The 13,476-nt window shown below is 58.3% G+C and carries 13 protein-coding genes; 8 read left to right on the forward strand and 5 right to left on the reverse strand.

Annotation, left to right across the window (positions count from 1 at the left end):
- Positions 1–35: 35 nt before the first annotated feature.
- From hemY to hemC, 4 genes are read right to left on the reverse strand one after another with little or no spacing between them, the layout of a single operon-like run.
- Positions 36–1,235: a protoheme IX biogenesis protein HemY gene (gene hemY / locus BM007_RS21630; RefSeq protein WP_061716313.1), complete on the reverse strand. Its 1,200-nt coding sequence runs from the start codon at positions 1,233–1,235 to the stop codon at positions 36–38.
- Between the two features lie 2 nt (positions 1,236–1,237).
- Positions 1,238–2,434 (reverse strand): uroporphyrinogen-III C-methyltransferase, encoded by a 1,197-nt coding sequence (gene hemX / locus BM007_RS21635; RefSeq protein ID WP_090420915.1) that lies wholly within the window; start codon positions 2,432–2,434, stop codon positions 1,238–1,240.
- A 20-nt stretch (positions 2,435–2,454) separates the two neighbouring features.
- Positions 2,455–3,195, reverse strand: a complete 741-nt coding sequence (gene hemD, locus BM007_RS21640) for a uroporphyrinogen-III synthase (protein WP_090420917.1) — start codon at positions 3,193–3,195, stop codon at positions 2,455–2,457.
- Positions 3,192–4,133: a hydroxymethylbilane synthase gene (hemC, locus tag BM007_RS21645; RefSeq protein WP_139210936.1), complete on the reverse strand. Its 942-nt coding sequence runs from the start codon at positions 4,131–4,133 to the stop codon at positions 3,192–3,194. Before hemC ends, hemD begins: the two co-directional genes overlap by 4 nt.
- Positions 4,134–4,482: 349 nt before the next feature.
- Between hemC and cyaA the strand changes: the two genes are divergently transcribed.
- Complete coding sequence (gene cyaA, locus BM007_RS21655) at positions 4,483–7,026, forward strand: class I adenylate cyclase (protein ID WP_023309629.1); 2,544 nt, start codon at positions 4,483–4,485, stop codon at positions 7,024–7,026.
- Positions 7,027–7,117: 91 nt separating this feature from the next.
- Here cyaA and cyaY read toward each other — a convergent pair whose 3' ends face one another.
- Entirely contained in the window at positions 7,118–7,438 is a 321-nt protein-coding gene (cyaY, locus tag BM007_RS21660) for an iron donor protein CyaY (protein WP_090420923.1), read from the reverse strand.
- A 135-nt stretch (positions 7,439–7,573) separates the two neighbouring features.
- Between cyaY and BM007_RS21665 the strand changes: the two genes are divergently transcribed.
- From BM007_RS21665 to ysgD, 7 genes are all read left to right on the forward strand, one after another.
- The gene (locus BM007_RS21665; protein WP_024907980.1) at positions 7,574–7,777 is read left to right on the forward strand and encodes an LPS translocon maturation chaperone LptM; all 204 of its coding nucleotides are present in this window, start codon (positions 7,574–7,576) and stop codon (positions 7,775–7,777) included.
- A gap of 35 nt (positions 7,778–7,812) precedes the next feature.
- A complete protein-coding gene (gene dapF / locus BM007_RS21670) occupies positions 7,813–8,637 on the forward strand; it encodes a diaminopimelate epimerase (protein ID WP_024907981.1) in 825 nt (274 codons plus the stop codon).
- Complete coding sequence (locus tag BM007_RS21675) at positions 8,634–9,341, forward strand: DUF484 domain-containing protein (RefSeq protein ID WP_048989630.1); 708 nt, start codon at positions 8,634–8,636, stop codon at positions 9,339–9,341. Before dapF ends, BM007_RS21675 begins: the two co-directional genes overlap by 4 nt.
- Positions 9,338–10,240 (forward strand): tyrosine recombinase XerC, encoded by a 903-nt coding sequence (gene xerC, locus BM007_RS21680; protein WP_090420927.1) that lies wholly within the window; start codon positions 9,338–9,340, stop codon positions 10,238–10,240. The genes BM007_RS21675 and xerC overlap by 4 nt, the downstream gene beginning before the upstream one ends.
- A complete protein-coding gene (gene yigB, locus BM007_RS21685) occupies positions 10,240–10,956 on the forward strand; it encodes a 5-amino-6-(5-phospho-D-ribitylamino)uracil phosphatase YigB (protein ID WP_090420930.1) in 717 nt (238 codons plus the stop codon). The genes xerC and yigB overlap by 1 nt, the downstream gene beginning before the upstream one ends.
- A gap of 76 nt (positions 10,957–11,032) precedes the next feature.
- Positions 11,033–13,195 (forward strand): DNA helicase II, encoded by a 2,163-nt coding sequence (uvrD, locus tag BM007_RS21690; protein ID WP_032646073.1) that lies wholly within the window; start codon positions 11,033–11,035, stop codon positions 13,193–13,195.
- A 149-nt stretch (positions 13,196–13,344) separates the two neighbouring features.
- Positions 13,345–13,401 carry a YsgD/CorL family protein gene (ysgD, locus tag BM007_RS23290; protein ID WP_212743980.1) on the forward strand — a complete coding sequence of 19 codons (57 nt, stop codon included), beginning with the start codon at positions 13,345–13,347 and terminating at the stop codon, positions 13,399–13,401.
- Positions 13,402–13,476 lie beyond the last annotated feature (75 nt).

A 13,476-nucleotide genomic window follows, 5' to 3' on the forward strand; every position in this document is an offset into this window, starting at 1 on the left:
GATAAAAAAAGGAGGCCATCTGGCCTCCTGATTAATTACTGCTGCGTACCGTTATTTTGCAGCGTCAACAGCAACCCATCACGGCGCATGGCGGCCGCTTCTTCCGGCTTATGCTGCTTGTCCAGCGTATCGGCAAGCCATGCGTAGTCAAACGCGTCCGGACGCTGCTTGAGCGCTGCACGGAAGGCGAGGCTTGCCTCCTGCCATTCGCCGTGCTTCATCAACGACTGGCCGAGCGTGCTCCACAGCAGTGGACGATCGCCAACGGTTTTAATCTGCTGACGCAGCACTTTTTCGATTTGCTCAGGATTGTTGGTTTTCAGGCGCGGGATCACCATCACCAGACGATCGTCGTACTGGCGCTTCAGACCGTCGAGGAGGATCTCCTGAGCCGTGTCGTGATCGTCACATTCAATAAGATGTTCCGCCATCGCCACCTGCAGAGGAACCTGCTGACGCGTTTTCCGGCTCTGATTCTTCCACCACGTTTTCAGACCGTCGCTGCCCAGGTCAGCGCGCGCCTGATCCATCAGGCCAATCCACGCCAGACGCTGAAGCTCATCACGATGTTCATCGTCGCCCACCTCGGCCTTCGCCATCGATGGAATGATGTCCAGCAGTGAGCCCCAGGCGCCGGTACGGATGTAGGCCTGCTCGGCAAGGCGCAGCACTTCCGGATGACGTGGCGCGACTTCCAGCAGGCGGTCGATGCCGTGGCGAGCCGCGTGATTCTCATTACGTGCCAGCTGCAGACGAACGCGCGTGATTTCCACCGGAATCGGGTCGCCGTGAGCCAGCTCAGCCGCCCGTTCCAGGTGCTGATTGGCGCGTGCTTCATCACCGCGCTGCTGCGCTGCTTCGGCCGCCAGCAGATAGTTCACCACCGGCTGTTCGGCGTGGTCGGCGTTTTTCGACATCAGCTTTTCAACCTGCTGATAATCACCCTCTGCGAGCTTAAGCAGCGCCTGCTCGGTCTGTTTACGGGCGCGGCGGCGCTTGCGGCCAACGAACCAGCCGCGCGTATGGGCACCGGTACGGAAAATACGGCGCAGGATCCACTCGATCGCAAGCAGCACCACCACGCCGAGGATCAGAATGATCGTCAAACCCGTTACGCTGGTTTCAATGTTGTAGTTATCGGTCTGGATCAGGACGTAACCCTGATGACCCGCAAGCATGGGGCCCAGCACGATCCCGGCGATCAGCAGGATGAAGAGTAAGAGGACTTTTAGCATCATTACTCTCCTTGTGGTGCGCTTTCAGGCGCAGGAGCCGGAGCAGGTGCTGCTCCGCTCGTCTGCTCTGCCGGTACGCCCGGCTGTGCCAGCAGATTACGCACGCGCGTTTGCATCAGCTTCTCCAGAATCGGCTGGCTGGCCAGCTTATCCGGCACGTTCATGGTGATGTTCTGCTGGCTCAGCTTATCAATGTCTTCGAGGAAGGCGGTGGTCGTCGCATCATCGGTGTTGTAGTAGGCGCGGACCCACGTTGAGACGTTATCCAGCGCCTGCTTGTAGGTCTCTTCCTGATGACGCGGTACGGCCTGCGCCGCCACCAGCAGACGGGAACGAATGTTCTCGCGCAGATAGATGTCCTGGTTCGGTGCCAGCAGCGGTACGGCCGTTTCGTCACGACGGCGGACAGTGATAAAGCTGTCCATAAAGTTCTGCCAGCTTTTTTGCAGGTTAATGCGCCATTCGCTCAGGGAGCTCGAAAGCTCGGTACCGTCGGAATCCATCGGGGAGTCGTCGTCGTTATTATCCGCCAGCTGAAGGTTATCAATCTGATTCGAAAGCTGATTCACCTTGAGGATAATGCCGTCGTAGTCCACCTGTGTGACGGCGGAGAGGCTGGCGATGTCTTCGGTGATCGCGCGACGGGCGGTGATAAGGCTTGGATCGTTCATGTCTGCCAGGCTCGCATCGGCGCTTTTCAGCAGCGCCGCGGCAGTGGTGACGTCCTGATCGCTCCAGAGCTTACGTCCGGCGAGCTTCACCAGGAAGTCGGCCTGCGAGAGCAGCCAGGTTTTGGCATCGGTGCCGGAAATGGTGGCGACTTTCTGCTGTACTTCACCCAGCTGTTTGGTCAGCTCTTCCTGTTTGCTGTTCGCTTCGGCAAGCGCAGCGGCCTGCTGCTTAATCACGGCTTCCAGCTCGGTTTTCTGCGTCTCCTGCTCTTTTTGCAGGGCAGTGAGCTGATTCACCAGCGCATCGCTGGTGGACGTCTGGTTAGCGCCCTGTTGTTTCACCAGACCGTACAGGCCAACCCCTGCTGCCAGCGCGATGGCGATGGCAATCGCGCTCAGCGTGAGGCTCGTTTTGTTGCTGCCGTTTTTCTTCTCAGCGGTTTTCTCTGTCGTCTCTGGCTGTGGCGTCGTCTCCACAGTCTCCCTGGTCTCTTCAACCACGGCGGAGGATTTGTCGTGTTCCGTCATTATGGCTTCCCATTTGAGAGTTATTGTAATGCGCGCAGCAGCGCATCGTTGTCGGCGTTATCAGCGATCCGAATATCCTGCCAGCCCAGTTCCCGGGCCTGGTTCGCCAGACGCTCACTGACGACCAGAAGCCGACAGCGGAGTAACCAGTTTTCGCGATACCAAAGCGGTATCAGCGACCAAAGCTGTTGTAACATTTCACCGCTGGTGACCACCAGCGTATTAACGCCGCGCGCGTGCCAGCGCATCGCCTCTTCCGCGCCATCGTAGTGTTTTGCACAGCGCTGATAGCACTCAATGAACGTCACGTCTGCACCACGTTCACGCAGCGTTTCGCCCAACAGTTCGCGGCCACCATTACCGCGCAAAATGAGCGCACGCTTTCCGGCAACAGTTTGTAATTCAGGTAATTGTAGCAAGACTTCACTGATTTCCCGATCTAACGGGTAACGAACGTCCGCGCTGCTTACGGTATGCAGCGCAAGGGCCGTTGTACGGCCAATCGCGAAATAGCGGGGGGCGGTTGGCCAGGTCAAACCCTGCTGTTGCAGCTGCGCGTGGGCAAATTCCACGGCATGTTGCGACAGCGCAAACAGCAGGTCGCCGTCCTGAAGGGTATTCATCTGGTCGGCGAGCGCAGAGAGCTCGCGACCGGGGGAGAATTCAATGAGCGGAAAACTCCAGGCCACCTGCCCCAGTGCGCGCAGACGGCTCACTAACTGCTCTCCTGCGGGAGAAGGGCGGGTGACGAGAATACTCATGCAGGGGGTTCTCCATTGTAAACGTCAGCCAAAATCTCGCGGGCGCCGTTATCCAGTAGCTCTTCGGCCAGCGAAACGCCAAGCCGCTCGGCATCTTGCGCTTTACCGCGACGTTCGCCGCGCACCATCTGCGAACCGTCAGGGGCGCCCACCAGCGCGCGCAGCCACAGTTCGCCATTCGTCAATTCAGCATAGCTGCCAATTGGAACCTGGCACCCCCCTTCGAGGCGGGTATTCATCGCACGCTCGGCTTTTACGCGGGTAGCGGTATCGTCATGGTTCAGCGGTGCGAGCAGTTCGCGGGTACGCGCATCGTCCAGACGGCACTCGATGCCGACGGCACCCTGGCCCACGGCCGGCAGCGACAGCTCTGGCGGCAACGCCACGCGAATGCGCGACTCCAGCCCCAGACGCTTCAGGCCGGCAACGGCGAGGATAATGGCATCGTAATCGCCGTTATCCAGCTTGGCCAGGCGCGTGCCGACGTTACCGCGCAGCGAGCGAATGATCAGATCGGGACGACGTTCCGCCAGCTGACACTGACGGCGTAAACTGGACGTGCCAACCACGCTACCTTCTGGCAGCGCGTCGAGGGAGTCATAGTGGTTAGAGACAAACGCATCGCGCGGATCTTCGCGCTCGCAGATGGTCACCAGCCCCAGCCCTTCCGGGAACTCGACGGGTACGTCTTTCATCGAATGTACGGCGATATCGGCGCGGTTCTCAAGCAATGCCAGTTCCAGTTCTTTGACAAACAGGCCTTTGCCGCCCACTTTCGCCAGGGGCGTATCGAGGATCACGTCACCGCGCGTGACCATCGGTACCAGCTCGACGCGCAATCCACTGTGGCAGGCCTCAAGGCGCTGCTTCACATAATGTGCCTGCCAGAGCGCGAGAGGGCTTTGGCGTGTGGCAATTCTCAAAACATTGTCTAACATGCTTGTTACCGTCATTATCAATCGCTAACCATCCTAACATTGTTGACTCTGGGATGGCAGTTTTACGGTTGATGAAGCGTGAGAGGGACAAGGCGGCGTATTCGCCAGCCATAGCCGTATTCAGGAATTTACACGTACAGAACGGTGCTACACTTGTATGTAGTGCATCTTTCTTTACGGTCAACCGGCAAGGTGTTAAATTGATCACGTTTTAGACCATTTTTTCGTCGGTACCACCAAAAATGATAAGGGCGAAAAAGGGTAACGGTTATCTTTTTGAAATACTGCGGGTCCGCTGTTACTCGTGTTTTGAATAGCTGCGACACCCGGAAACATCAGGCGATACGTCTTGTACCTCTATATTGAGACTCTGAAACAGAGACTGGATGCCATAAATCAACTGCGTGTGGATCGCGCGCTTGCTGCTATGGGCCCTGCTTTCCAGCAGGTATACAGTCTGCTGCCGACATTATTGCACTATCACCACCCGCTGATGCCTGGCTACCTTGATGGTAACGTTCCCCAGGGCATTTGCCTTTTCACGCCTGATGAAACCCAACAGCATTATTTGAACGAGCTGGAACTCTACCGCGGCATGCCGCCACAGGAGTCCCCGAAAGGTGAACTGCCGATTACCGGCGTTTACTCAATGGGGAGCACCTCATCGGTAGGGCAAAGCTGTTCTTCGGACCTGGACATCTGGGTCTGCCATCAGTCCTGGCTCGATAACGACGAGCGTCAGCTGCTGCAGCGTAAATGCAGCCTGCTGGAGAGCTGGGCGGCATCGCTCGGTGTGGAAGTGAGCTTCTTCCTGATTGATGAAAACCGTTTCCGCCATAACGAAAGCGGCAGTCTGGGTGGTGAAGACTGCGGCTCGACTCAGCACATCTTATTGCTGGATGAATTTTACCGTACTGCTGTGCGCCTGGCCGGGAAGCGTATTCTGTGGAATATGGTCCCGTGCGAAGAAGAAGAGCATTACGATGATTACGTCATGTCGCTTTACGCGCAGGGCGTACTGACGCCAAACGAATGGCTGGACCTTGGCGGCCTGAGTTCCCTGTCAGCAGAAGAGTATTTCGGCGCAAGCCTCTGGCAGCTCTATAAGAGTATCGACTCACCGTACAAAGCGGTGCTGAAAACGCTGCTGCTTGAAGCCTATTCCTGGGAATACCCTACGCCGCGCCTGCTGGCGAAAGATATCAAGCAGCGTTTGCACGACGGGGAAATCGTCTCCTTCGGGCTGGACGCCTACTGCATGATGCTGGAGCGCGTGACCGAATACCTGAAAGCCATTGATGACACCACGCGTCTTGACCTGGTGCGTCGATGTTTCTATCTCAAAGTCTGTGAGAAATTGAGCCGCGAGCGCGCCTGCGTGGGCTGGCGTCGTGAAGTGGTCAGTCAGTTAGTGAAAGAGTGGGGATGGGACGAAGCGCGTCTGTCCATGCTCGACAACCGGGCCAACTGGAAAATCGATCAGGTGCGTGAAGCGCACAACGAACTGCTCGATGCGATGATGCAAAGCTACCGTAATCTGATCCGCTTTGCGCGCCGTAACAACCTCAGCGTTTCCGCCAGCCCGCAGGACATCGGGGTATTGACCCGTAAGCTGTACGCCGCGTTTGAAGCGCTGCCGGGCAAAGTCACCCTGGTTAACCCGCAGATTTCGCCTGACCTGTCAGAACCGAACCTGACCTTTATCTACGTGCCGCCGGGCCGCGCGAACCGCACCGGGTGGTATCTGTACAACCGTGCGCCAAGCATGGATTCAATCATCAGCCATCAGCCGCTGGAATATAACCGCTATCTGAACAAGCTGGTGGCCTGGGCCTGGTTTAACGGCCTGCTGACCTCGCGTACGCGCCTGTTTATCAAAGGCAACGAGGTGGTCGATCTCGCTAAGCTGCAGGAGATGGTCGCGGATGTGTCGCACCACTTCCCGCTGCGTCTGCCTGCCCCAACGCCGAAAGCGCTCTACAGCCCGTGCGAGATTCGCCATCTGGCGATCATCGTCAACCTGGAATACGACCCGACGGCGGCCTTCCGCAATCAGGTGGTCCATTTTGACTTCCGCAAGCTGGACGTCTTTAGCTTTGGCGAGCAGCAAAACTGCCTGGTCGGCAGCGTGGACCTGCTCTATCGCAACTCGTGGAACGAAGTGCGTACCCTGCACTTCAACGGCGAGCAGGCGATGATCGAGGCGCTGAAAACCATCCTCGGCAAGATGCACCAGGATGCCGCGCCGCCGGACAGCGTGGAAGTGTTCTGCTACAGCCAGCACCTGCGTGGGTTGATTCGTACCCGCGTGCAGCAGCTGGTTTCTGAGTGTATCGAACTGCGTCTCTCCAGTACCCGTCAGGAAACCGGGCGCTTTAAAGCACTGCGCGTCTCCGGTCAGACCTGGGGCCTGTTCTTCGAGCGCCTGAACGTGTCGGTACAGAAGCTGGAAAACGCCATCGAATTCTACGGCGCGATTTCGCATAACAAGCTGCACGGTCTGTCGGTGCAGGTGGAAACCAACCACGTTAAGCTGCCGCAGGTGGTGGACGGCTTTGCCAGCGAAGGGATTATTCAGTTCTTCTTTGAAGAGTCGGGCGACGATGCCGGGTTCAACATCTACATTCTGGATGAGACCAACCGCGCCGAGGTGTATCACCATTGTGAAGGCAGTAAAGAGGAGCTGGTGCGCGACGTCAGCCGCTTCTACTCCTCTTCGCATGACCGCTTTACCTACGGCTCAAGCTTTATCAACTTTAACCTGCCGCAGTTCTACCAGATTGTGAACGTCGACGGCCGTACGCAGGTGATTCCGTTCCGCACCCAGGCCGTCACGCCTGCCGCGCCTGCCAATCAGGACACCGCGCCGCTGTTGCAGCAGTATTTTTCCTGACTCTTTTCGCCGGGTGGCGCTAACGCTTACCCGGCCTACGGTTCGAGCCGTTGTAGGCCCGGTAAGGCGTAGCCGCCACCGGGCGACAAAACTACCTGAAACTCACTGTCTCACCCGCCTGCGCGGTCGACGCCTGTTCCAGCAGATCCCAGAACGTTACGCCGCTGCGGTCGCAAACCCATTCCCCGTCTTTCAGATCGAAATGATAGCCGCCCTGTTTCGCGGCCAGCCAGACCTGGTGAAGCGGCTCCTGGCGGTTAATAATAATTTTGCTGCCATTTTCGAAGCTCAGGGTCAGAATACCGCCGTTAATTTCACAATCGATATCGCTGTCGCCGTCCCAGTCGTCAATACGCTCTTCGATGGTCATCCACAGGTTGTCGGCAAGGCGATGGAATTCACTGTCGTTCATGGTTTTGTTCCTGTTTTTCGTGATGCCGGCAGTATAACCCTAAATAATTCCCGTTGCAGGAAAGCGGCAAACTCTTGCTTTTGTGTCTTCTCCTGCGATGATAGAAACAGATTTGAACTTACGGGCAACTTTATAATGAAAAACGCTTTCCGAACGCTTGCCGTTCTCATCACGCTGTTTAGCCTGACTGGCTGCGGACTGAAGGGACCACTGTACTTCCCACCTGCGGATAAAACCGCACCGCCGCCGACGAAACCGGTTAACAGCGGCATTGAGTCTACCACGCCAAACACTAACGACCGTGGCGACAACGGTGGCCCGACTCAGGTTAATCTCTGACGACAACGTTCTGTACCCGCGCAATGGAGCAAATGATGCAGTTCTCTAAAATGCATGGCCTTGGCAACGATTTTATGGTCGTCGACGCGGTAACGCAGAATGTGTTTTTCTCCCCGGAACTGATCCGTCGCCTGGCGGATCGGCATCTGGGCGTGGGGTTCGATCAGCTGCTGGTGGTTGAGCCGCCGTACGACCCCGACCTCGATTTCCACTACCGTATTTTTAACGCGGACGGCAGCGAAGTTAACCAGTGCGGCAACGGCGCGCGCTGTTTCGCCCGCTTTGTTCGTCTGAAAGGGCTGACCAACAAGCGTGATATTCGCGTCAGCACGGCCAATGGTCGCATGGTGCTCAGCGTCACTGATGATGAACTGGTGCGCGTGAACATGGGCGAGCCTAACTTCGAGCCCTCCGTCGTGCCGTTTCGCGCAAACAAAGCGGAAAAGACCTATATTATGCGTGCGGCCGAGCAGACAGTATTGTGCGGCGTCGTCTCAATGGGTAACCCGCACTGCGTGATTCAGGTTGATGATGTGCAAACCGCCGCGGTCGAAACGCTCGGCCCGGTGCTGGAAAGCCACGAACGTTTCCCGGAGCGCGCGAACATCGGTTTTATGCAGGTGGTGAAGCGCGAGCACATTCGCCTGCGGGTTTACGAGCGCGGCGCGGGTGAGACTCAGGCCTGCGGAAGCGGTGCCTGTGCGGCGGTGGCCGTGGGCATCTCTCAGGGGTTACTGGCAGAAGAGGTTCGCGTGGAATTACCGGGCGGTCGGCTTGATATCGCCTGGAAAGGACCGGGTCATCCACTGTATATGACTGGCCCGGCGGCACATGTCTATGACGGGTTTATCCATCTATGAAACAACCAGGGGAAGAACTGCAGGAAACAGTGACGGAACTGGACGACAGAGCTGTTGTTGATTATCTGCTGCGCAATCCTGAGTTTTTTATTCGCAATGCACGCGTTGTCGAAGAGATGCGCGTGCCGCATCCGGTTCGCGGGACCGTGTCGCTGGTGGAATGGCACATGGCGCGCGCGCGCAACCACATCAACCAGCTCGAAGAGAACATGACGCTGCTGATGGAGCAGGCCAGCACCAACGAAAGCCTGTTCTATCGTCTGCTGCATCTGCAGGCGCGTCTGGCGTCGGCGCACAGTCTTGACGAGTTCCTCAGCCGCTTCCACCGCTGGGCTCGGGAGCTGGGGCTAGCAGGCGCAACGATTCGCCTGTTCCCTGACCGCTGGCGCATTGGCGCGCCGTCGGGGTTTACCCATCTGGCACTGAGCCGTCAGGCGTTTGAACCGCTGCGCATTCAGCGTCTGGGCCATGAGCACCACTATCTGGGGCCGCTGAACGGGCCTGAGCTACTGGTGGTGTTGCCGGAAGCCAAAGCGATTGGCTCGGTGGCGATGTCGCTGATGGGGCGCGACGGCGACCTGGGGGTCATGTTATTTACCAGCCGCGATGCGCATCACTATGAGCAAGGGCAAGCCACCCACCTGCTGCAGGAGATCGCCCTGATGCTGCCCGAGCTGCTGGAGCGCTGGATTGAGCGCGTATGACGGACGGACTGCTCGCTACTGACGTTTCGCGCTTTCTGCGCTATCTCGGCGTGGAACGCCATCTCAGCCCCATTACGCTGCTTAACTATCAGCGTCAGCTTGATGCCATCATGCAGATCGCCGACGAGATCGGCCTGAAAAGCTGGCAACAATGTGACGCTGCGACGGTACGCGGGTTCGTCGTGCGTAGCCGTAAAAAAAATCTCAGCCCGGCGAGCCTGGCGCTCAGGCTCTCAGCGCTGCGCAGTTTCTTCGACTGGCTGGTCAGCCAGGGCGGTTTAAAAGCCAACCCGGCAAAGGGCATCGCCACGCCGAAAGCCCCGCGCCATCTGCCCAAAAATATCGACGTCGACGACGTAAACCACCTGCTGGATATCGACCTTAACGATCCGCTTGCCGTACGCGACCGCGCGATGCTGGAGGTGATGTACGGCGCAGGCCTGCGTCTGTCTGAGCTCGTCAACCTTGACCTCAAGCATCTCGATCTGGAATCTGGTGAAGTGTGGGTGATGGGTAAGGGCAGCAAAGAGCGCCGCCTGCCGATTGGCCGCAACGCGGTCTCCTGGATTGAGCACTGGCTTGACCTGCGCGGGCTGTTTGGCTCCGACGAAGATGCGCTGTTCCTGTCGAAACTCGGCAAGCGGATCTCGGCGCGTAACGTGCAGAAGCGCTTTGCGGAGTGGGGCATTAAGCAGGGGCTGAACAGCCACGTGCATCCGCACAAGCTGCGCCACTCCTTTGCAACACATATGCTTGAGTCGAGCGGCGATCTGCGCGGCGTGCAGGAGCTCCTCGGGCACGCAAATCTGTCTACCACTCAAATCTATACTCACTTAGACTTCCAGCACCTTGCCTCGGTGTATGACGCGGCGCATCCACGCGCCAAACGGGGGAAATAATGCGTTTTTACCGCCCACTCGGTCAGATCTCAGCCCTGACGTTTGACCTTGATGACACCCTTTATGACAACCGCGAGGTGATCCTGCGTACCGAGCAGGAGTCGCTGGCGTTCGTGCAGAACTACCATCCCGCGCTGAAGGCGATACAGAACAAGGATTTCCAGAAGCTGCGCCAGTCCCTGCGGGAGACCGAGCCGGATATTTACCACGACGTGACCGAATGGCGTCGTCGTGCGGTAGAGCAGGCGATGCTCAACGTGGGTCTGAGCGTGCAGGACGCGGCCATCGGTGCCGAAGCGGCCATGGAAAACTTCGCCAAATGGCGCAGCCGTATCGACGTGCCGCAGGAAACCCACGACACGCTGGCGAAGCTTGCAGAAAAGTGGCCGCTGGTGGCCATCACCAACGGCAATGCCCAGCCGGAGCTGTTTGGCCTGAGTGATTATTTTGAGTTCGTGCTGCGTGCGGGTCCTCACGGGCGCGCGAAGCCGTTCAGTGACATGTACCATCTGGCGGCAGATAAGCTTAAGCTGCCGCTGGGTGAGATCCTGCACGTGGGGGATGACCTGACCACAGACGTGGCTGGCGCTATCCGCTGCGGCATGCAGGCCTGCTGGATCAAGCCGGAAAACGCTGACCTGATGATCGCCTCCGATAGCCGTCTTCTGCCGCACGTGGAAATTTCGCGGTTGGCATCCCTCACGACGCTGATATAATCATCAATTGTTCTGTATAAATTAACAGGGTTTTGGCGAATGCTATTCGCCTGCCCGACATGACGTGACGGTGCCAATGGACGTTTCTTACCTGCTCGACAGCCTTAATGACAAACAGCGTGACGCGGTTGCCGCCTCGCGCACCAACCTGCTGGTGCTGGCTGGGGCGGGCAGTGGTAAGACGCGCGTGCTGGTTCACCGTATCGCCTGGCTGCAGAGCGTGGAGAACTGCTCGCCGTACTCCATCATGGCGGTGACGTTCACCAACAAGGCGGCGGCGGAGATGCGCCACCGTATCGCCCAGCTGATGGGCACCAGCCAGGGCGGCATGTGGGTCGGTACCTTCCACGGCCTGGCGCACCGCCTGCTGCGTGCGCACCACATGGACGCCAACCTGCCGCAGGATTTTCAGATCCTCGACAGCGAAGACCAGCTCCGTCTGCTGAAGCGCCTGATCAAGGCGATGAACCTCGACGAGAAGCAGTGGCCGCCGCGTCAGGCGATGTGGTACATCAACGGTCAGAAAGACGAGGGGCTGCGCCCGCACCACATTCAGAGCTTCGGCAACCCGGTCGAGCAGACCTGGCAGAACGTCTACAAGGCCTATCAGGAAGCGTGCGATCGCGCCGGCCTGGTGGATTTTGCCGAGCTGCTGCTGCGCGCCCACGAGCTGTGGCTCAACAAGCCGCACATCCTGCAGCACTACCGTGAACGCTTCACCAATATCCTGGTGGATGAATTCCAGGATACCAACAACATCCAGTACGCGTGGATCCGCCTGCTGGCCGGTGATACCGGCAAGGTAATGATCGTGGGCGATGATGACCAGTCGATCTACGGCTGGCGCGGGGCGCAGGTGGAGAACATCCAGCGCTTCCTCAACGATTTTCCCGGCGCGGAAACTATCCGTCTGGAGCAGAACTACCGCTCAACCAGCAACATTCTGAGCGCGGCCAACGCCCTGATTGAGAACAACAACGGGCGTCTGGGTAAAAAGCTGTGGACCGACGGCGTCGACGGCGAACCGATTTCGATTTACTGCGCGTTTAACGAACTCGACGAAGCGCGCTTCGTGGTCAACCGCATCAAAACCTGGCAGGACAACGGCGGCGCGCTGGAGCAGTGCGCCATTCTTTACCGCAGCAACGCCCAGTCGCGCGTGCTGGAAGAGGCGCTGCTGCAGGTGAGCATGCCGTACCGGATTTACGGCGGCATGCGCTTCTTCGAACGTCAGGAAATCAAAGATGCGCTCTCGTATCTGCGTCTGATTGCCAACCGTAACGACGACGCGGCGTTTGAACGCGTGGTGAACACCCCAACCCGCGGGATTGGCGACCGTACGCTGGACGTGGTGCGTCAGGCCTCGCGCGACCGCCAGTTGACGCTGTGGCAGGCGTGCCGCGAGCTGCTGCAGGAAAAGGCCCTTGCCGGACGCGCGGCCAGCGCTCTACAGCGCTTCCTTGAGCTGATTGACGCCCTGGCGCAGGAAACCGCGGACATGCCGCTGCACGTGCAGACCGACCGGGTGATTAAAGACTCCGGCCTGCGCACCATGTACGAGCAGGAAAAAGGCGAGAAGGGCCAGACCCGAATTGAGAACTTAGAGGAACTGGTCACGGCAACGCGCCAGTTCAGCTACAACGAAGAAGACGAAGACCTGATGCCGCTGCAGGCGTTCCTCTCCCACGCCGCGCTGGAAGCGGGCGAAGGGCAGGCGGACACCTGGCAGGATGCGGTTCAGCTGATGACCCTGCACTCCGCCAAAGGTCTGGAGTTCCCGCAGGTGTTCATCGTCGGGATGGAAGAGGGGATGTTCCCGAGCCAGATGTCGCTGGATGAGGGCGGGCGTCTGGAAGAGGAGCGTCGTCTGGCCTACGTGGGTGTGACGCGCGCGATGCAAAAGCTGACGCTGACCTACGCCGAAACCCGCCGTCTGTACGGTAAAGAGGTCTACCACCGTCCGTCGCGCTTTATCGGTGAACTGCCGGAAGAGTGCGTGGAGGAGGTGCGTCTGCGGGCGAGCATCAGCCGTCCGGTCAGCCATCAGCGCATGGGCTCGCCGATTGCGGAAACCGATACCGGCTACAAGCTGGGCCAGCGCGTGCGCCATTCGAAGTTTGGCGAAGGTACCATTGTGAATCTGGAAGGCAGCGGCGAGCATAGCCGCCTGCAGGTGGCGTTCCAGGGGCAGGGGATCAAATGGCTGGTGGCGGCCTACGCCAAGCTGGAAACAGTCTAACATTCAGAAAAATATCATTATTTTGTAATAATCTGCTAGCCTTATACAGTGAAGGTCAATTAATGCCCTTCAGCGTTCCGTTGCGTGTTGACGCCGCAGTTATAGCTGGCGTAACATGCGCGCACGATTACGCTAAGAGGACATTCGCCTTGGACACACCCAGTAGATACTGGCTCAATTCCCTGTCATCCAGGAACAACTCCTAAGGCTATCTCCTCTTGCTGATGGCCTTAGTGGTTGTCAGCGACTGCTCTATTCCCGTCGCGCTGAGTCAGGCTGTT

It is taken from the genome of Enterobacter sp. NFIX59, assembly GCF_900113755.1.
GTDB classification, from domain to species: Bacteria; Pseudomonadota; Gammaproteobacteria; order Enterobacterales; family Enterobacteriaceae; genus Enterobacter; species Enterobacter pseudoroggenkampii.